Source organism: Stenotrophomonas sp. GD03777 (assembly GCF_029842485.1).
In the GTDB taxonomy this organism is placed as follows: domain Bacteria; phylum Pseudomonadota; class Gammaproteobacteria; order Xanthomonadales; family Xanthomonadaceae; genus Stenotrophomonas; species Stenotrophomonas sepilia.
Map to the genome: position 1 here is coordinate 1 of NZ_JAOCGL010000086.1, position 18,004 is coordinate 18,004.

16 protein-coding genes are annotated in these 18,004 nt (G+C 66.6%); 7 read left to right on the plus strand and 9 right to left on the minus strand.

Annotation, left to right across the window (positions count from 1 at the left end):
• The 8 genes from N5E02_RS15970 to N5E02_RS16005 all read right to left on the minus strand — a co-directional run bounded on the left by N5E02_RS15970 (window position 1) and on the right by N5E02_RS16005 (window position 9,499).
• A complete protein-coding gene (locus tag N5E02_RS15970) occupies window positions 1-489 on the minus strand; it encodes a hypothetical protein (protein WP_005415036.1) in 489 nt (162 codons plus the stop codon).
• 31 nt (window positions 490-520) lie between these two features.
• A complete protein-coding gene (locus tag N5E02_RS15975; protein WP_053499038.1) occupies window positions 521-1,270 on the minus strand; it encodes an HAD family hydrolase in 750 nt (249 codons plus the stop codon).
• Window positions 1,271-1,354: 84 nt separating this feature from the next.
• The gene (locus tag N5E02_RS15980) at window positions 1,355-1,771 is read right to left on the minus strand and encodes an EF-hand domain-containing protein (RefSeq protein ID WP_005407824.1); all 417 of its coding nucleotides are present in this window, start codon (window positions 1,769-1,771) and stop codon (window positions 1,355-1,357) included.
• A gap of 232 nt (window positions 1,772-2,003) precedes the next feature.
• Window positions 2,004-2,375, minus strand: coding sequence for a hypothetical protein (locus N5E02_RS15985; RefSeq protein WP_065186625.1), 372 nt, complete (start codon window positions 2,373-2,375; stop codon window positions 2,004-2,006).
• A gap of 380 nt (window positions 2,376-2,755) precedes the next feature.
• Complete coding sequence (locus N5E02_RS15990; protein ID WP_194442227.1) at window positions 2,756-3,469, minus strand: M15 family metallopeptidase; 714 nt, start codon at window positions 3,467-3,469, stop codon at window positions 2,756-2,758.
• Entirely contained in the window at window positions 3,402-4,988 is a 1,587-nt protein-coding gene (locus N5E02_RS15995) for a serine hydrolase (protein WP_279946487.1), read from the minus strand. Before N5E02_RS15995 ends, N5E02_RS15990 begins: the two co-directional genes overlap by 68 nt.
• The gene (locus N5E02_RS16000) at window positions 4,976-7,975 is read right to left on the minus strand and encodes a TonB-dependent receptor (protein WP_188239174.1); all 3,000 of its coding nucleotides are present in this window, start codon (window positions 7,973-7,975) and stop codon (window positions 4,976-4,978) included. The genes N5E02_RS15995 and N5E02_RS16000 overlap by 13 nt, the downstream gene beginning before the upstream one ends.
• A 51-nt stretch (window positions 7,976-8,026) precedes the next feature.
• Window positions 8,027-9,499 carry a transglutaminase-like domain-containing protein gene (locus N5E02_RS16005; protein ID WP_139726646.1) on the minus strand — a complete coding sequence of 491 codons (1,473 nt, stop codon included), beginning with the start codon at window positions 9,497-9,499 and terminating at the stop codon, window positions 8,027-8,029.
• Between the two features lie 132 nt (window positions 9,500-9,631).
• On the opposite strand from N5E02_RS16005, the gene N5E02_RS16010 reads away from it, so the two are divergent.
• The 6 genes from N5E02_RS16010 to N5E02_RS16035 all read left to right on the plus strand — a co-directional run bounded on the left by N5E02_RS16010 (window position 9,632) and on the right by N5E02_RS16035 (window position 16,118).
• Window positions 9,632-11,071, plus strand: coding sequence for an SH3 domain-containing protein (locus tag N5E02_RS16010; RefSeq protein ID WP_279946488.1), 1,440 nt, complete (start codon window positions 9,632-9,634; stop codon window positions 11,069-11,071).
• A complete protein-coding gene (locus tag N5E02_RS16015; protein WP_005415027.1) occupies window positions 11,068-12,162 on the plus strand; it encodes a dipeptide epimerase in 1,095 nt (364 codons plus the stop codon). The genes N5E02_RS16010 and N5E02_RS16015 overlap by 4 nt, the downstream gene beginning before the upstream one ends.
• A gap of 598 nt (window positions 12,163-12,760) precedes the next feature.
• Entirely contained in the window at window positions 12,761-13,609 is an 849-nt protein-coding gene (locus tag N5E02_RS16020) for a MurR/RpiR family transcriptional regulator (protein WP_053498690.1), read from the plus strand.
• A gap of 15 nt (window positions 13,610-13,624) precedes the next feature.
• Entirely contained in the window at window positions 13,625-14,386 is a 762-nt protein-coding gene (locus N5E02_RS16025) for a L,D-transpeptidase family protein (protein ID WP_279946489.1), read from the plus strand.
• The gene (locus N5E02_RS16030) at window positions 14,383-15,684 is read left to right on the plus strand and encodes an amino acid permease (RefSeq protein WP_164093483.1); all 1,302 of its coding nucleotides are present in this window, start codon (window positions 14,383-14,385) and stop codon (window positions 15,682-15,684) included. Before N5E02_RS16025 ends, N5E02_RS16030 begins: the two co-directional genes overlap by 4 nt.
• Window positions 15,685-15,794: 110 nt before the next feature.
• Window positions 15,795-16,118, plus strand: coding sequence for a hypothetical protein (locus tag N5E02_RS16035; RefSeq protein WP_005415023.1), 324 nt, complete (start codon window positions 15,795-15,797; stop codon window positions 16,116-16,118).
• Between the two features lie 100 nt (window positions 16,119-16,218).
• Here N5E02_RS16035 and yiaA read toward each other — a convergent pair whose 3' ends face one another.
• Window positions 16,219-16,671: an inner membrane protein YiaA gene (yiaA, locus tag N5E02_RS16040; protein WP_014645710.1), complete on the minus strand. Its 453-nt coding sequence runs from the start codon at window positions 16,669-16,671 to the stop codon at window positions 16,219-16,221.
• 169 nt (window positions 16,672-16,840) lie between these two features.
• Here yiaA and N5E02_RS16045 point away from each other — a divergent pair.
• The coding region (locus tag N5E02_RS16045) for a PQQ-dependent sugar dehydrogenase (RefSeq protein ID WP_065197313.1) at window positions 16,841-18,004 on the plus strand (1,164 nt) is incomplete at its 3' end.

The window sequence follows — 18,004 nt, forward strand, 5'->3', positions numbered from 1 at the left end:
CTACCGCTTCAACTGGCGCTTCAGCGCGGCATCCAGGGTGATCGGCCGGTCCCAGTGCTGGTAGCTGGCCACGATGGCATGGCGCACAGCCCGGTAGTGCAGATTGTCCGGCTTGGTGGGCATGCGCTTGACCACCGCCTCCCAGCCGCCCTCCGGGTCCTGGCTGAAGGCACGCACGCTGTCGCGGCAGGTCTGGCCACTGGCCTTGGCCCAGAAGCAGGCGAAATAGATGTCTCCGGCCTGCCAGCCGTGGGTGGTGAACAGCGCGCTGATGTAGCCGCGCGGCACGTCGGCATAGCGCGACACTTCGTCGAGGAAGGCATCGGGGTAGCGTTCGGCGTAATGGTTGATGTCCTGCAGCTGGGCATCGACCCAGCTGTCGCCGGTGTCCACGTCGTAGGCGCTTGAGCGCTCGGCGGTCTGCTGGGCCAGCACGGTGGCCGGCGCCAGCAACAGGAACAACATCAGCGCGCGCAGTCGGTGGTTCATGCCCCGATTCTGCCGCAGCCGACGGGCCCTGTCAGGCCGCAGCGGCCTTGGCCTCGATCGCCGCCAGTGCGGCCGGCCAGTCGTGGGCGGTATCGGCAGTGACCATGCGCGGTTCGTCGTCGGCCACGCCATGCTGGGTCTCGTGGGCCCAGGTCACTGCGTACGGGGTATGCACGCCCCAGCCACCCAGGGTCACCACCGGCTCGATGTCCGAGCGCAGCGAGTTGCCGACCATCACGAAGCGCTGCATCGGCAGGTCGAATTCGGCCAGCACGCGGGCGTAGGTCTCCGGGTCCTTCTCGGAAACGATCTCGATGCGCGGGAACAGCTCGCCCAGGTTGGCGACCTTGATCTTCGCTTCCTGGTGGAACAGGTCGCCCTTGGTGATCAGCACCACCGGGTAGTGCTCGGCGATGGCCGCCACCGCTTCGCGTACACCATCGATCAGCTCGACCGGGTGGCGCAGGGTGTCGTGGCCGATCTCCAGGATGCGCTGGATGTCCTTGGCCTCGATGCGCTGGCCGGTGATGTCGATGGCCGCTTCGATCATCGACAGGGTCATGCTCTTGACGCCGTAGCCGAAGGTGCCCAGGTGGCGCTGCTGCACTTCCAGCAGGTGGCGGGCGGTCTGGGTGTCATGCACGTCGACATAGCGCGACAGCAGGTCAAGGTAATCCTGCTCGGCCTTGCGGTAGTAGTCCTCGCTCTTCCACAGCGTATCGTCACCGTCAAAACCGACCAGGCCGATGGCGCGCGACGGCGCAGGCGTGGGGGTGTTCATCGCGCAAGGATACAGGGGCCATGGTGACGAAAAAAACCCGGGTGGCCGAAGCCGCCCGGGTTCCCATACGCCCCGACGCAGGACTTACCTGCCCTGTGCACCCTGCGCTGCGCCACCGGCGCCGGCCTGCTGGGCGGCCACGTAGGCCTTGTACTCATCGGCGCTCAGCTCGCCGTCCTTGTTGGTATCGGCCTGGTCGAACACCTGGGCCAGGCCGGCGTTCACCTGCGCCTCGGTCTTGCTGATGGTGCCGTTGCCATCGGTATCGATGCTGGCCCAGGTCTGGCCACCGCCATTGGCCTGTGCCGATGCCGCTGCGGCCGCATTGGTCGCCTGGTCGGCGGCCTGGCCGGCCTGTGCAGCCGCCTGCTGGGCCTGAGCGGCCTCGTTCTGTGCATGCGCGGCCTGCTGCTTGGCCGACTGGGCCATCGCCGGGATGGCCAGCACGCTGCCAGCGGCGACGATCAGGGCGATCAGGGGCTTGCGGTTGCGAATAGTCATCAGGGGTGTCTCCTGCCAATTGGGTGGTGTTGCGCGGCGTGTTGATTCCGCACGGCACCTACCCTGCCACCGCGTTTCTGAATCGATTTTGCGCCGCGACCGGCCCGCACACATGCGATTAACCACTCGCCTCCACGCATGCTTTAGCGCGGTGGTTAGGGTGAAGTGAGTGGCTCATAAGATGCGCATTCAGCGCCTCTGCATTTAACCGGCAGGCAACGAAAAACCTGCGTCAGTCGACGGTTTTTTCCGATGACCGCGAACTGAACAACACCCATGCAAGAGCAACACCGGCGAGCGCACCGGCGATTTCCAGCACCACACGGCTGCCAAGTTCGTTCGGATCGTGGATGGTGGCCAGGAAGATGCGCGCGTACAGCGGCGATTCCAGCCGCACGATGCCCATGTAGAACAGCTTCCACGCATCGATGCCGGCGGCGATGATCACGGCGATGACGCAGGACCAGCCGATCGCGTGCCCCATCGACCACCGCAGCAGGCGGCACAGCTGCGACCACAGGAAGTACACCAGCAGCCCGACCAGCATGGCGATGGCGCCGGCTTCCAGGGTACCGAGCAGGCCGAAGTGCAGAGGAAGGTTCATCGGATGGGCAACGGTGGGATGGCGGCCAGTGTAAGGGATCTGCTTCGGACCCAATCCGGCAGCCACGGTAGATCCACGCCGTGCGTGGATGAGTCTCCATCGAGATCGAATAATTCGACGATTGAACAAAGAGCAGCCGAGCATGAGCTCGGCCCTACAACGGACCGCGCGGGAAACTGTCAGAGGCTGGGCGGTGCCGGAGTGCGGGGTGTCAGCCGCATGGATGCGGCTGCCAAGCCTCCATGGACGGATTTACGGCGTCCCCGCACTCCGGCACCGCCCAGCCAACCCACGGAACGCACGCTGTTGCTGTTGCGTCTGATGTTGCCGGCCAGCGGCCGGCACTACCGCGGGTGCAGGGCGCAGCCCTGCCGATACCCCTACCGTACCGGGACGTCGTACGCGGAGCCGGGATCCGGTTCCGGCTGGAACGTGTAGTGCCACCACTCCTGCGGATAGTTCACGAAACCACGCCGTGCCATTGCCTGCACCAGTTGCCGCCGGTTCGCCTCCTGCGTCTCACTCAGCCCGCTCGTCTGTGTATGCGCACGTGGCCCGAAGAAGTCGAAGTCAGTGCCCATGTCCGACGGCGCACATGCACCGCTTCGGCAATCCAGCAGGCCCAGATCCACCGTGGCACCGCGGCTGTGGCCGGAGCGTTCGGCGATGTAGCCATCGGCCAGCAGGCGCGGCTTGTCCAGGTCCGGATACTGCTGTGCCTTGCGCGAGAGCTCGCGCGGATCGTTCACCCAGGCCATGAAGGCCTGCACCGAACGCACCGGCCGGTAGCAGTCGTAGAGGCGCAGGCCGAAGCCATCGGCGCGCAGGTCCTGTTCCACCTCGGCCAGCGCCTTCGCCACCGGCGCCAGCAGGTAGCACGAAGGCGCCTCGTAGCCGGGCACGCGCGCGCCGGTGAAGTTGTTGGCGCCCGCATAGCGGATGTCCAGGTCGATGCGCGGCGACAACGTACGGATCTCCACCAGCCCGGCGCTGGCCGCGTCGGTGGCCGGTGAAACGCGCGGTGGCTCAGCGGCGCTGGTGGTCGCTGCCAGGGCAATCGCCAGTACGAGTGAAATGCAGGTCCTGGAAGTCATAGCTGAAGTCGATGTCCGGATCGATGGCGCGCAGGTCCAGTGTCGGTGCCAGGCCTTCACCCGGCTGCAGCCACGCCTGCGCGTCTTCGCCCAGCGTATCCCAGCGCAGCAGCCAGCGCCCCTGCAGCTGCAGCACAGCCGCTTCCAGCCGGGGCGACTTGTCCACGCTGAAGCGCAGGCCGTCCTTGCCCGGGCACAGCGAGGCCGGCCCCAGCCACGGATCGGTGTAGCGGCCCTGCCAACGCGGCAGATCGGCGTCCGATGTCGGCCGTGCCTGTGACGTCGCCGGCCGCTGATGGCCGCCTGCCGCTCGCATGGCCTGGTCAGCCTTCAGTTCGGCCAGGTACGCCAGCGCCGGACGCGCCTCATCGGGGGCGGTGAAGCGCTTCAGTGCGGTCTGCATCAATGCGATGCGCGCATCCTCGCCTTCACCGTTGATCAGCATTACCACACCCACCTTGCGCTCAGGCAGCAGCGCCAGCGACGAGTACGTGCCCGACAATGTGCCGGTGTGCGCCACCTTCCACTGCCCATCCATGTCCGACACGCGCCAGCCATAGCCGTAGCCGTAGAAATGCGCGTTGTCCCAACGCCGCTGGCGTTCACCCAGCGGCATCGGCATGTGCAGGGTCCACAGCGTACGGCGCTGCTCAGCATCCAACCAGCCAGGTGCCAGGCCGGGATCGAGCAGCACCTGCATCCAGCGCGTCATGTCCCGCAGCGAACAACGGATGCCGCCGGCGGCCATCGACGGCAGGTCCGGGCTGATCGCACCATCGGCGTTCACCACCGTATTGTGGTCGCCACGCCAGGCATGTGGCTGCGCCACGTTGCCGACCCGCTTCACCGACCACGTCCCCACTTGGCAGCGGGTCATGCCCAGCGGCTCGAACACCTGCTCGCGCATCAACTGGTCATACGGTTTGCCACCCGTCGCAGCGGCCAGTTCGCCGGCCACCACGTACATCAGGTTGTCGTAGGCGTAGCGGCTGCGGAAACTGCTGACCGGCTTCAGGTGCGCCAGCCCCGCGATGATGTCGGCACGGGTGAACGCGTTCGGCTCCGGCCACAGCATCAGGTCACCGGCGCCCAGGCCGAGACCGCTGTTGTGGATCAGCAGGTCGCGCACCTGCATCTGCTCGCCCACCCACGCATCGTGCATGCGGAAGCCCGGTAGATGCCGCCGCACCGGATCCTCCCAGCGCAGCTTGCCCTGCTGCACCAGCCGCGCCAGCAGCGCGGCGGTCATCGCCTTGCTGTTGGAGGCGATCTTGAACAGCGTGTCCTGGTCGATGCGGCCGCCGTCGCCGCGCGCGCCCTCGGCATGCTGGTACACCACACGCCCCTGCTCGACCACCGCCATGGCCAGCCCGGGCAGGTGCTCGTGCTGGACCACGGCGGCGACGTCGGCATCGATCGAGGCGGTCGCGCTGGTCTGCGCCGCCGCAACCGGAAACACCGCCAACACGGCCACGCAGATGCAGCGTCGAGCGTGCTGGGCGGGTCTCAGTAGGCCCATGTGACGGTCAGCTGCGCATAACGCGGCGACTGGAACCCGGTACCGTAGCGGTACAGCGGATTCGGCGTACCGATGCTGTCCTGCGGTTCGTAGTCCTGATCCACGGTCACCACGCGCTGCTGGTTGAGCACGTTGTACACCGCCAGCTTGAGACGCAGGTCGGTGGGGATCGGCACCTTGTACGACACGCTCACGTCCAGGTCGTAGGTCCACGGCGTGCGGCCATCGCCACCGCGCGGGGAATGCACGAACACGCGTTCGGAGGGCACCGTGGCCTGGCAGTTGGACACGCACACGTAGTAGCTGTGGAAATCGGTGGCGTCGAATGGATTACCGGCGCCGAAGCGCGTGATCGGGCTGCCCGACTGCACGCCCAGCGTAGCGGCTACGCTCAGGTTCTCGGTCAATGCATAGCTGCCACGGAACTTGAACTGGTGTCGGCGGTCGTTGGCCAGATAGCCGTAGCCGCGGTAGTTCACCCACGGATTGTCGAAGTTCTCGGTACGCCCGGCATCGGCGAAGTCGGTATCGGAGTTGACCGGGCCTTCTGCATTGCCGCGGCCGTATGCGAGGGTGTAGGACGCGTTGAAGCCCCACTTGCCGTCCCAGGCCCGGTCGACTTGCAGCTCCAGTGCCTTGTAGTCACGCTTGGGCTTCACCCAGCCGCGCTGGCCGACGTAGTTGCCATTGTCGTCGTACAGCGCCCAGCCTTCCTTCGACGTATCGATGCTGATCCAGCCATCGTTGCTGCCGTCACAGTTGGTATCACCCCATACGGTGTTGGTGCGGCCCGGATTGCCCATGATCCACACCCCGTCGATGGCACCACATTGCCCGGTCGCGGTGATGTTCATGTCATCGATGGCGTTGTGCAGCCGGCGATAGGTCACGCTGGCACCGACCGACCAGGCTTCGTTGATCATCTGCTGGAAGCCGAGGATCGCCTCGTCCTGGTACACCGGGTCCATGTCCCGGTTCACTTCTGCACGCAGGTCCGGCACGCTGCCGTCGCCCTGCGAGTTGTCCACCGGGCCGATCTGCGCGCCCAGGTTCGGGATGTTGTTGGCTGCGCCGCTGTAGCCGAGGAACTCATACCAGGTCCGCTCGTCGAGGAAGCCACCGGCCTGCTTGATGTTGATGACGTTGGCCACCGGCAGGAAGTAGCGGCCCAGGTTGCCGAAGACCTTGGTCGTGCCATCGCCGCGCACGTCCCAGGAGAAGCCCAGGCGCGGGGCCAGCATGTCGTCGATCTTGATGTAGCTGCTGCCATCGCCACCCTTGTTGTCAAAGGCTTCCAGGCGCAGACCCATGTTCAGCAGGAGGTTCGGCGTCACTTGCCAGTTGTCTTCCAGGTAGTAGGCCGAGTTGATCGTCTCGAATGCACCCTCCACTTCATAGCGACGGGTGCGCGCCACCAGGCCGCTGGCCGGCACGACACCGCCGTTGAGCGAGCTGCCGGGCGTGCGGGCGTAGACGTCGTAGCGCAGGCCGCCCGGCCCGGGATAGGCGCGACTGTAGTCGGACGTGTTCTCCTCCCGATCCAGGCCGAAGCGAAGCAGGTGGTTGCCCAGCGTCCATTCGAAATCGGCGCGCGCGGCCTTGCGGGTGTCCAATGCGGATTCGAGCTGCGAACTGCTGGTGCAGCTGCGGTCACCCTGCAGCGAGGGCGGCACGCCCTGGCTGGCGGTTCGGTTGTCGAACACGCGGTTGCAGTTCTGGTCCATCAACGAGCTCTGCACACGGTTGCGCTTGTTCTCGCCATACATCAGTTTCATGGTCAGGTCGTTGTTCACCTGCCAGCTGTAGGTGCCGGACCAGTTCTTGCCGCCCACCGTGTTGTAGATCTGGTTGCTGCGCTCGCCCACGGTCTGCCCAGTGGCGTAGTCGTAGGCGTAGACATCGGTGAGCGTCTTGCTCTTGTCCGAGAAACCGAACAGCGACAGCATCTGGTTGTCGGTGATCTGCCAGTCGATCTTGCCGCCCCAGAACGGATCATCAGCCTTGCCCTGGCTCAGGCGCGTACCGGCGTCGTTGGTCGAGGTCGGGCGGTAGTCGCGCGCCTCGTACATTCCGAAGAAGAACAGTCGATCCTGCACCAGCGCACCGGAAGCGAACACATTCAGCGCGCTGCGGCTGTAGTCGTCGCGGCTGGCGGTGATGTAGCGGCTGCCGTTGCCGTCGTAGCGGTCGCGGGCCTGCGACTGCCACGCGCGCGGCTCAAACACCAGCTCGGCACCGGCCTTGAAATCATTGCTGCCCGAGCGGGTCACCGCGTTGATGACACCGCCGGTGCTGCGCCCGAACTCCACCGAGTAGCCGCCGGTCTTGACCTGGAATTCCTGATAGAACGAGAACGGTACCGACGAGAAGCCGACCCGATTGTAGAAGTCGGTGACGTTCAGGCCATTGATGTAGACGGTGTTCTCAGCCACCGACGAACCCCCGAAGGAAATGCCCTGGCCACCCAGCGAGCCCTTGCCCTTCACCGCACCCGGCGCCAGCAGCGCCACCGCGGTGATGTCACGGTCCACCGGCAGCCGCGAGAGTTCCTCGCGGGTGATGTTGGTGGCCGACTCGGTGGACTTCACATCCACCATCGACACTACCTGCGGTGCCCGTACTTCAACCGTGCCCAGCGTGCTGACCGCGCCGAGCGGCACGTTCACCGTGGTCGCGCTGCCCAGACTGACCGTCACCTGGCCGACGCGGCTGGCCCCTCCGCCGGGCAGGCTCACCTCCATCTCATAGGTGCCGACCGGCAGCAACGGAATGCGGTAGCTGCCGTTGGCTTCGGCCTGCACGGAGCGCACGAAGCCCGTTGCCGGATTGCGTACGGTCACCGTGGCACCGGCCGGTACCTGGCCAGCATCGCTGACCAGCCGGCCGACCACCGAACCATCCTGTGCGAATGCGCTGGGCGCGATCACGCCCAGACACGCCCCAAGGGCGACGCACAACGCCGCCCGCTTGATGCTGTAAGCCTTCATCCCCTGCTCTCTCCTGCAAGAATTGAATGGTGTGGAATGTGATGTGTCGCGCTAGCGTTGCCTGGCTGGCAGTACCCGCCACTGGAAGTCGTAGCTCCATTGGTCGAAGTACAGGTTGCCGCCTGCCCACTCGGCCTCGCCGCGCTGCGAGTCGACCGTTTCCGAGCGGAAGTGCTGCTTGGCCGGCACGAAGGGCTGGCCGAAATCGTCGTTGAAGGCGATGCGGTAGCCATCGAGGCCACCCAGATAGAAGTCACGGAGGGCCGGCACATCACTGGCCAGTGCGCCGGTGGTCACGTCCATCGGCAGCCAGCCATACGGCGCCAGGTAGACCTGCCCCCAATCATGCAGGTTGTTGTAGCCGCTGCCGTCGCCGGAGAACACCATGCCCGACTGCCAGCGTGCAGGAATACCGTTCAGGCGCAGCAGCGCGATCAGCAGCAGGGTCTGCTGCCCGCAGTCGGCATGGCCGGCCCGCAGCGCGTAATCGCTGATGTTGCTGATCGTGGAGTACTCGCGCGCACCGGCCCAGGGAATGCGGTCGACCGCAGCAAACAGCCTGCGCACCACTTCATACGGGCGCGCTTCACCCTGCAGCACCTGGTCGGAGAACAGCTTCAGCGCCGGGGTGAAGCGCACATGCGGCAGCTGCTCGGCCAGGTAGGGCTTCAGGGCCGGGTCGGCCGGGGTCGGTTGCACTACGGCCGGGTTGATCGCGGTATGCCGGGCGAAGATCGTGACCGCGTAGCGGATCTCGAAGCGGGTTGGCCGCCCGGCAACCGCTTTGGCTTCGAGGTAGGCGGTGCGCTGCTGGGTATGTGCCGGAGCCACGCGCGCCTTGCCCGGGGTGCTGCCCAGCCACTGCACCTGCTCCTGCTGGCCGGGGATCTCGCGGGGGTACGGAATCCACGCGCGGATCGTTTTACCGGCGGGCACCACATCGGCTTTCACCGTAAGCGACTGGGTGAATTCATAGCGCTGCGGCAATACCGACGCCTGGCCACTCTGTTCGGCCACGGCAACCACGCCTGCATGGTGGGCGTTGAGCACTTCGTTGGGGCCCGGAGGCGGCACCGGTGCATCCGTGCGGCGGCGCGCGCGTGCTTCGTCGCTGAGCAGGAACAGGTTGGAGGGTGCGCGCTTGAAGTACCAACGCTCGCCATCGATATCGAAATGCTCGATCAGGCCGAGTTGGTCCCAGCGCGCAAATTCCTCGTCGGTCAGATCGGGAATGCCGCGCCGTACGGCGTCCTTGGCGGCGTTTTCGTCGAGGGCGAAATCCAGGCGGATGCGGCGCATGCGCTCGCGCTGGAACGCTTCGTCAGTGGCGGCGGGTGTAGTGGCCAGCAGCGCGTCGGCGTCGCGGAAACGGCCGCTGTCGATCAGGTCGATCACCTGCGCCTGACGCGCCTGCTGCTGGCTGCTGCGCTCGCCTGCTGCGTGCGTGGCCGACACCCACAGCAGCAACACGGCACCCAGGCCGGCGGCGGCAGTCAGACGCGGTTTGCGAACGGCAGGATCCACAGCGACACTTCCCCAGCGCGGGTGGTAACGGCTGTGTAACACGGGCCGGGATGTTGGTCAATAATTTATTCTTGCTTTCGGGGCCAAAAGGAATAAATATTCCAACAGGCATTCGAGGAGGGTGTGCACCACATGAGCCTGGCTTTCCGCGAACGGCACCGGCATTGGCCGCGCCGCTTGGCCCTGGCCCTGTGCCTGCTGGCCGCCCCGGCCTTTGCACAGGCGGCCCCACCGCCCGACCCGGGTGCGCCGCTGCCCTATGTGATCGGCCTGCACGAGGCCTATCTGACCCCGCAGTACTGGGCCGCGCGCCTGGACGACGCCGACGCGCCGATTCTGGATCGCGCGCAGATCGAAGCACAGAACGCGCGGATGCGGGCGCAGGACAGCCACATCCAGGACATCGCCACACTGCCCGCCCAGCTTGATGCGGCGACGGTTCGCGCCAGCATCACCGCGCTGTCGAGCTGGCCCACCCGCGCCCTCTACAACGACAAGGGCCAGGCGATCGCACCCGCGCTGCGCAGCACTATCGAAGCCAACCTCGGCCTCGATGCGATTCCCACACAGGTGGCACCGCAGTATGGGCTGGTGGTGAAGCGTGCCGCGCTGCGCACCTTCCCCACCCGCGAGCGCGTCTTCAGCACCGTCGGTGACACCGACATCGACCGCTTCCAGGAATCGGCACTGTTCCCCGGCGACAAGGTGGCCGTGGTCCATCGCAGTACCGATGGCCGTTGGCTGTTCGTGCACAGCGAGCGCTACAGCGCGTGGATCGAAGCCGACGCCATCGCCAGCGGCGACAAGGCCACGGTGCTCGGCTACGGCGCGAAGGGACCGTACCGGATCGTCACCGGCGCCACCGCGCAGACCGCCCATACCCCGGAGGAGCCGCGCGTCTCGCGCCTGCAGCTGGACATGGGCGTGCGCCTGCCGGTGCTGGCCGACTGGCCCGCGTCAGAGCCGGTGAACGGCCAGCAGGCCCACGCCTCGTGGGTGGTGCAGTTGCCGGTACGCGAGGCCGATGGCCGATTGAAGCTGGTGCCGGCGCTGCTGCCGCGCTCGCAGGACACCGCCGCCGATTACCTGCCGCTGACCCCGCGCCTGTTGCTGCAGCAGGGCTTCAAGTTCCTCGGCGAACGCTACGGCTGGGGCCACGACTACGACACCCGCGACTGCAGCGGTTTCGTCTCCGAGATCTACCGCAGCTTCGGCGTGCTGCTGCCGCGCAATACCAGCGCGCAGGCGGTCAGTCCGGCGCTGGACCGCCTGCCGTTCACCGGCAAGGACGGCAATGCGGTGCGCGACCGTGCCGTCGCCCGCCTGCAGGTGGGCGACCTGGTCTACATTCCCGGTCATGTGATGATGGCCATCGGCCACGTCGACGGCCGCACCTGGGTCATCCACGATACGGCGGGCGGCAGCTGGTTCGGTACCGACGGCAAACGCGTGCAGGCCCATCTCAATGGTGTTTCGGTCACGCCGCTGGAGCCGATGATGGCCAGCGACACCGTCCGCTACATCGACCGCATCACCAACATCCAGCGCCTGCGGGCCAAGACTCCTGAATGAAGATCACCGCCATCGAACTGGGCATGCTGCGCGTGCCGTTGAAGACACCGTTCAAGACCGCGCTGCGCACGGTGGAGACCGTGGAAGACGTGGTGGTGCTGATCCGCACCGACAGCGGCAACACCGGCTATGGTGAAGCCCCGGCCACCGCAGTGATCACCGGCGATACGCACGGCTCGATCATCGAAGCGATCCGCCACTTCATCGCCCCGCGCCTGATCGGCCAGGACGTGGTCAACCTCAACCACCTGTGCACGCTGGTGCAGACCGCGATGGAGCGCAACACCAGCGCCAAGGCCGCGGTGGAGATCGCGCTGTACGACCTGTGGGCGCAGCTGCACGGTGCCCCGCTGTACCAGATGCTCGGTGGCGGCGACCCGGTGATCACCACTGACATCACCATCAGCGTGGACTACATCGACAAGATGGTGGCCGATTCGTTGTCGGCGATCGAACGCGGCTTCGAGTCGTTGAAGATCAAGGTCGGCAAGGACATCGGACTGGACATCGAACGGGTCAAGGCGATCCACGCCGCCGTGGAGGGCCGCGCCCTGCTGCGCCTGGACGCCAACCAGGGCTGGACCGCCAAGCAGGCGGTGCATGCGATGCGCACGCTGGAGGAAGCCGGCGTGGTACTGGAGCTGCTGGAGCAGCCGGTGAAGGCCGCCGACATCAGCGGCCTGAAGTACGTCACCGACCGCGTCAACACGCCGGTCATGGCCGACGAGAGCGTGTTCAGCCCGAGCCAGGTGATGGACCTGATCCAGCAGCGCGCGGCCGACATCATCAACATCAAGCTGATGAAGACCGGCGGCCTTTCCAACGCGATCCGCATCGCCGACATCGCCGGCATCTACGGCGTGCCGTGCATGATCGGCTGCATGATCGAATCGAGCATCAGCGTGGCCGCGGCCGTGCACCTGGCCGTGGCCAAGAGCGATGTGATCACCAAGGTCGACCTCGACGGTCCCTCGCTGGGCCAGTTCGATCCGGTCAGCGGCGGCGTGCATTTCAACGAATCGGAGATCAGCATCAGCGACGTGCCGGGGCTGGGTATCACCGAAGTGCGTGGGCTGGAGATGCTGGGGTGATTTCTGCCTTGCGGTTGGCCTGGCGTGCCACTGACGTTGGGTCGGGCGTTACTTTTCTTTTCGCGAAAAGAAAAGTAACCAAAAGAAACGCTCCGCCGACCGCGAGCCGGTGCTACGCACCGGTTCCCTGCGCTCCTCGGCCCGTCGAGGGACGGCGCGGGAACTCGCTACGCTCGGACACCCGCGCCTCTTCGCCCTCGCCGGACCTGCGGTGCTCGGCTCGCTTGAAGGCGGACTCAACGTCAAAGGCAACAACTGCATCCCGTGGATCCACGCCATGCGTGGATGCTTTTGCTCTTGCTTTTGCTCTACCCCGTATCCCCCTCGCGGCTGGCACGCGCGCGATCTGTCCGGGGTCGGGCGGGTGGGGCTTGCGGGGGTGTCCGCGCCATGGGCCCGAGGCATGCCTCGGGCGGGTTGGGCAGGACGCCCAACCCCGGTCTTGCCGTTTGCGCAGGACAGCGCAAACGAGCAAGCGCGGCCAGGCCCCCATGGACGAATTCACGGCGTCCCCCGCGAACCCCACCCACCCGACCCACCACATAATCTGCTCTACGCTGCCAACCGCAACGCGCCTACACATGCCCGGACGCCCCGCATGCCGCCCCTGCTGAAGATCCGCACCGAGCGCGGGCAGATGTCTGCCATCGAGCGCCGCATCGCCGACTTCATCCTCGACAACGCCCACCTGCTGCGCGACTACTCATCGCAGCAGCTGGCCAGTGCGCTGGGCATCAGCCAGTCCAGCGTGGTGAAGTTCAGCCAGAAGCTCGGCTTCAAGGGCTACCCGGACCTGAAGTACTCGATCGGCCAGGACGTGGCCCGCGCCGGTGCCGATCCACAACAGGTGCCCAGCGAACCCGACAGCGGCGATGACTACCTGCGCCTGGGCGAGGCCCTGCGCCGCAGCAAGGCGCAGGCCGAGGAGGAAACACGCCAGGCCAATCCACGCGAGGAGATCGAGCGCATCGTGCAGCTGCTCGACGGCGCACCCAAGCTGTTCGTCCATGGCCTGGGTGACGACGGCCTGTTCGCCCGCGAGTTCGCCATGCGGCTGTCGCTGCTCGGCCTGCTGGTCGTGCCGCACACCGACCCGATCCTGATGCTGGCCAACCTGTCGGCCGCACGCCCCGGCGATGTGCTGCTGGTGTTCTCCGAATTCGGCAACCTGCCGCAGCTTTCGCAGCTGTCGCGGCAGTTCCAGGACATGGGTGGCAAGGTGATTTCCATTACCCGCCACACTGCCAACCCGCTGCGCGCGCATGCTGATGCGGCACTGGCGGTCTGCGCGCACGACCGCACGCCGCAGGTCGCGCAGCTGCTGTACCGTAGCGCCATGCACGCCCTGCTCGATTTCCTGTTCGTGCTGCTCTGCCACACCAATCCGGACCGCCAGCAGCAGCTGGCGGTGAACCTGGAGCGGATCGACCACCTGCTGGATTCCTGACCGGAGCACCTGTTGATGAAATCGCTGGTTCGCCTCGCTACCGCTGCGCTGCTGCTTGCTGCGACGGTGTCCGTTCACGCGGCGCCGCTGTATGGCGCGCGCCAGCTGATCGTGGTCACCAGCGATGGCTGGGACAGTACCCAAGGGCAGCTGCAGGCCTATGTGCGCGATGGCAAGGGCTGGCACACGCACGGACAGGCGTTCCCGGTGGCGCTCGGCCGTACCGGCAGCGCCTGGGGACTGGGCCTGCATCCGGCACAGGCCGATGGCCCGCAGAAGCAGGAAGGAGACGGTCGCAGCCCGGCCGGCATATTCGCGCTCGGCAGTGCGTTCGGCTATGCCGTCACACGCCCCGGCACCGCAATGCCTTACCAGCCGATGCTGGACAGCAGCTACTGCATGGACGTGCCCGGTTCGCCGTTCTACAACCGCATCGTCGATGAGAAGAAAGTCGGCAGTGCAGCGATCAAGGGCTCCACCGAGCCGATGCGGCTGGATCTGCACAACAAGGGCGACGTGCGCTACCGGGAGGGCTTCGTCATCGCCCACAACCCGGACAACCAGCCCGGCAAGGGCAGCTGCATCTTCGCCCATCTGTGGCGCACGCCCGGGGAGGCCACCGCCGGTTGTACCGCCATGCCACAAGCGCGCATGCAGGCGCTGCTGGACTGGCTGCGGCCGCAGGATACGCCGCGCTTCGTGCTGCTGCCGCGCACCGAGTACCAGCGACTGCAGGTGCAGTGGCAGCTGCCCGCGCTGAGCGGAGACGCCCGTTGAGCGCGCAGGACGAACCACAGCTGCAGCGCGCGGTCAGCCGCTGGCAGATCGTCGGCCTGTCGATCAACGATGTGATCGGTAGCGGTATCTACCTGCTGCCGGCCGCCACCGTTGCCCTGCTCGGCCCCTTCAGCCTGTGGGGCGTGGTCGCCGCTGGCATCGTCGTCGCGCTGCTGGTGCTGTGCTACGCGCAGGCCGCCAGCTACTTCGATGAACCCGGTGGCAGCTACCTCTACGCACGCGAGGCCTTCGGCCGCTTCGCAGGGTTCGAGATCGGCTGGATGATCTGGCTGACCCGCATCAGCTCGGCGGCCGCATTGAGCAACGCGCTGGCCGATGCGGTCGCGCGCTTCTGGCCGTGGGCCGGCGCCGGCATGGGTCGCATCGCGGTAATCGTGGTGTCGCTGGGCTTCCTGACCGGCGTCAACATCATCGGCGTGCGCTCGGCCGCGCGCACCGGCGTGGTGCTGGTGATCGGCAAGATGCTGCCGCTGCTGCTGTTCGTGGCCATCGGCGCGTTCTATATCGATCCACAGCTGGCCTTCTCCGGCCAGCGCCCGGACCCGCATGACCTGCAACGGATGGGCGAGGCCGCCCTGCTGCTGCTGTACGCCTACGCCGGCTTCGAGAACATCCCGGCCGCGGCCGGCGAGTACCGCAATCCACGCCGCGATATTCCGTTCGCGCTGATCACCATGATCATCACTGTCACCGTCATCTACGGCGCGGTGCAGGTGGTGGCGCAGGGTACGCTGGCCGGCCTGGCCAGCTCGGCCACGCCGCTGGCCGACGCCGCGGCCGGTTTCGGCGGCGAGGCCCTGGCACTGATCCTCACCATCGGCGCGACCATCTCCATCCTGGGTACCAACAGCAACACGATGATGATGGGCCCGCGATTCCTGTTCGCACTGGCCCGCGATGGCTACGGGCCGAAGATCCTGGCGCAGGTGCATCCGCGCTTTCATACGCCGGCCGCATCGATCCTGTGCCAGGGCCTGATCGCGCTCGGACTGGCGCTGTCCGGTTCGTTCGTGCAGCTCGCCCTGCTGTCGATGACCACGCGCCTGTTCGCCTACATCGGCACCGCTGCCGCCGTCCTGGTGCTGGTCAAGCGCTACGCGGATCGCCCGGGCGCGTTGAAGCTGCCCGGTGGCCCGCTGATTCCGGTGCTGGCGCTGCTGCTGTGCCTGGCCCTGTTCGCCAGTGCCAGCTGGCAGAACATCGCCGCTGCACTGGTCGCGTTCGTCATTGGCGCGGTGATCTACACGCTGCCGCGCAAGGATGCGGACGCCGGGTGAACGGAGCGCCGGGCCATGCCTGGCGGATTGATCTGGCGATCACGCTGTCGGACCGGACCGTTAACCGCCACGCAGGCACGATCAGGCTTCGTCCACAACGGAGCCTTTTCATGACCGAGTACCAGATTCCCGGCCGCGTACCGGACGACAGCACGCCGCGCGACGCGGTCAGCGACTATTGGCGCGAGCGCTACACCGCCGAGCCGTACTACGACGACCAACTGTTCTTCGAGGACTACGAGCCGGCCTACCGGATCGGCCATGCCGCGCGCGCGCAGGACATGATCCGCGCCTACGAGGAAGTGGAGCGCGAACTGGAATCGCGCTGGGCCAGCGAACGTGGCCGCAGTCGCCTGGACTGGGCGCAGGCACGCAACGCCGTGCGCCGTGGCTGGGACGAAGCGCAGCTGGCGGATCCGCGCTTGAAGCGATAGCGCCAGGCTGCTGTAGAGCCGAGCCTACGCTCGGCTCTCGCCCCACGTTTAGGGTCGAGCCATGCTCGGCTGAGCCGAGCATGGGTTCGGCGCTACCGAATCATTCCTGTTCCGGCAGCGGCGGCACGATCGCGCTGCGCTTGCTCTCGCCACCACCGGCGGCGATCAGGTCGCGGGTGTTCTTCTGCACAGCCACCGCACCGAACAACGACAAGGCATACGCCATGCCGTAGAAGCCCTTCTCGCTGGGTGCCAGCGTGGCGTTCCACAGGCCGACCAGCAGCAGCATCAGCGCCGACAACAACGCGAACCAGCACAGCGCGTAATACAGGCCGCTGACCGGAATGCCTTCGACTCGGTCGCGGACGCTCTTCTGCAGCGACACCGCCGCGAACAGGCCGAACAGCAGCAGGGTCAGGTAGTAGCCCTTCTCGTTGAGCGCCATCGTGGCATTGAACAGGCCGATCAGGTACGCCGCCGCACCCAGCAGCAGGGCCACCCACGAGGCGGCGATGAAGGCGGTGGAGGGCTTGTGAGGCATGGCAGTATTCATTGCAGGTCCTTGGCAGGCAGACGGGCATGCTTTGCCCGGGCGTGCCCACCCTAGACGATCCCGCCGCTGCCGCACAGGGGGGCGCAGGACCTTCGGGCCACGACGGTAACGGCTGCGGTGGTATACAAGGGGCAGCCCGGCCATCCGCATCCCCGCCCTGGAGATACCCATGACCCGTACGCCCCTGCTGCTCGCCCTCGGCCTCGTGCCGATCCTCGCCACCTCCGCCTGCAACGCCGCCGATCCGGCTTCGGGTACCGCCCAGGCCACAGCGCCTGCAGCCACCGCCACCGACCAGCGCCCGTTCACCGCCACCGAAGTCAGCCGCTTCGACCAGCCCTGGGCGATGACCTTCCTGCCCGACGGCAGCCTGCTGGTCACCGAAAAGCGCGGCACGCTGCAGCACCTGGACCCGGCCAACGGGCAGAAGCACGAAATCACCGGCGTTCCCAAGGTCGCCTATGGTGGCCAGGGTGGCTTCGGCGACATCATCCTGCACCCGGACTTCGCCCGGAATCATGTTGTTTACGTCAGCTACGCCGAGGAAGGCACGCTCGACACCCGCGGTGCCGCGGTGGCCCGGGCCACGCTGGCACTGGATGCCGACGGGGGTGGCCAGCTGAAGGACCTGAAAGTGATCTGGCGGCAGAGCCCCAAGGTCAGCGGCGAGGGCCACTACGGGCATCGCCTCGCGTTCGGCCCGGACGGCAAGCTGTGGATCAGTTCCAGCGAGCGCCAGAAGTTCGATCCGGCCCAGGACATGGGCGGCAACCTCGGCAAGATCATCCGCCTCAACGACGATGGCAGCCTGCCCGCCGACAACCCGTTCGCCTCACAGGGCGGGGTTGCCGCACAGGTGTGGTCGCTGGGCCATCGCAACATCCTGGGCATGGCCTTCGACGCCAACGGCAAGCTGTGGGCGCATGAGATGGGACCCGCCGGTGGCGACGAGTTGAACCTGATCGTGCGTGGCGCCAACTACGGCTACCCGATCGTTTCCAACGGTAACCACTACGACGGCCGTCCGATTCCCGACCACGACACCCGCCCGGAATTCGCCGCCCCGAAGGTGACCTGGACGCCGGTGATCTCGCCGGCCGGCTTCGTGATCTACAGCGGCAGCCTGTTCCCGCAGTGGAAGGGCAGCGGCTTCATCGGCGGCCTGTCGTCCACCTCGCTGGTGCGCGTGGCCTTTGATGGCGACAGCGCGCGCGAAGCCGAACGCTTCAACATGGGCGAGCGCATCCGCGAAGTGGAACAGGGCCCGGATGGCGCCCTGTGGCTGCTGGAAGACGGCAGCAAGGCGCGCCTGCTGAAGCTCACCCCGAAGACC

Excerpts from the sequence above, each read along its gene's own strand:
- N5E02_RS15970 (WP_005415036.1), bottom strand. The coding sequence starts at position 489 with ATGAACCACCGACTGCGCGCGCTGATGTTGTTCCTGTTGCTGGCGCCG.
- N5E02_RS15975 (WP_053499038.1), bottom strand. The coding sequence starts at position 1,270 with ATGAACACCCCCACGCCTGCGCCGTCGCGCGCCATCGGCCTGGTCGGT.
- N5E02_RS15980 (WP_005407824.1), bottom strand. The coding sequence starts at position 1,771 with ATGACTATTCGCAACCGCAAGCCCCTGATCGCCCTGATCGTCGCCGCT.
- N5E02_RS15985 (WP_065186625.1), bottom strand. The coding sequence starts at position 2,375 with ATGAACCTTCCTCTGCACTTCGGCCTGCTCGGTACCCTGGAAGCCGGC.
- N5E02_RS15990 (WP_194442227.1), bottom strand. The coding sequence starts at position 3,469 with ATGACTTCCAGGACCTGCATTTCACTCGTACTGGCGATTGCCCTGGCA.
- N5E02_RS15995 (WP_279946487.1), bottom strand. The coding sequence starts at position 4,988 with ATGGGCCTACTGAGACCCGCCCAGCACGCTCGACGCTGCATCTGCGTG.
- N5E02_RS16000 (WP_188239174.1), bottom strand. The coding sequence starts at position 7,975 with ATGAAGGCTTACAGCATCAAGCGGGCGGCGTTGTGCGTCGCCCTTGGG.
- N5E02_RS16010 (WP_279946488.1), top strand. The coding sequence starts at position 9,632 with ATGAGCCTGGCTTTCCGCGAACGGCACCGGCATTGGCCGCGCCGCTTG.
- N5E02_RS16015 (WP_005415027.1), top strand. The coding sequence starts at position 11,068 with ATGAAGATCACCGCCATCGAACTGGGCATGCTGCGCGTGCCGTTGAAG.
- N5E02_RS16020 (WP_053498690.1), top strand. The coding sequence starts at position 12,761 with ATGCCGCCCCTGCTGAAGATCCGCACCGAGCGCGGGCAGATGTCTGCC.
- N5E02_RS16025 (WP_279946489.1), top strand. The coding sequence starts at position 13,625 with ATGAAATCGCTGGTTCGCCTCGCTACCGCTGCGCTGCTGCTTGCTGCG.
- N5E02_RS16035 (WP_005415023.1), top strand. The coding sequence starts at position 15,795 with ATGACCGAGTACCAGATTCCCGGCCGCGTACCGGACGACAGCACGCCG.
- yiaA (WP_014645710.1), bottom strand. The coding sequence starts at position 16,671 with ATGAATACTGCCATGCCTCACAAGCCCTCCACCGCCTTCATCGCCGCC.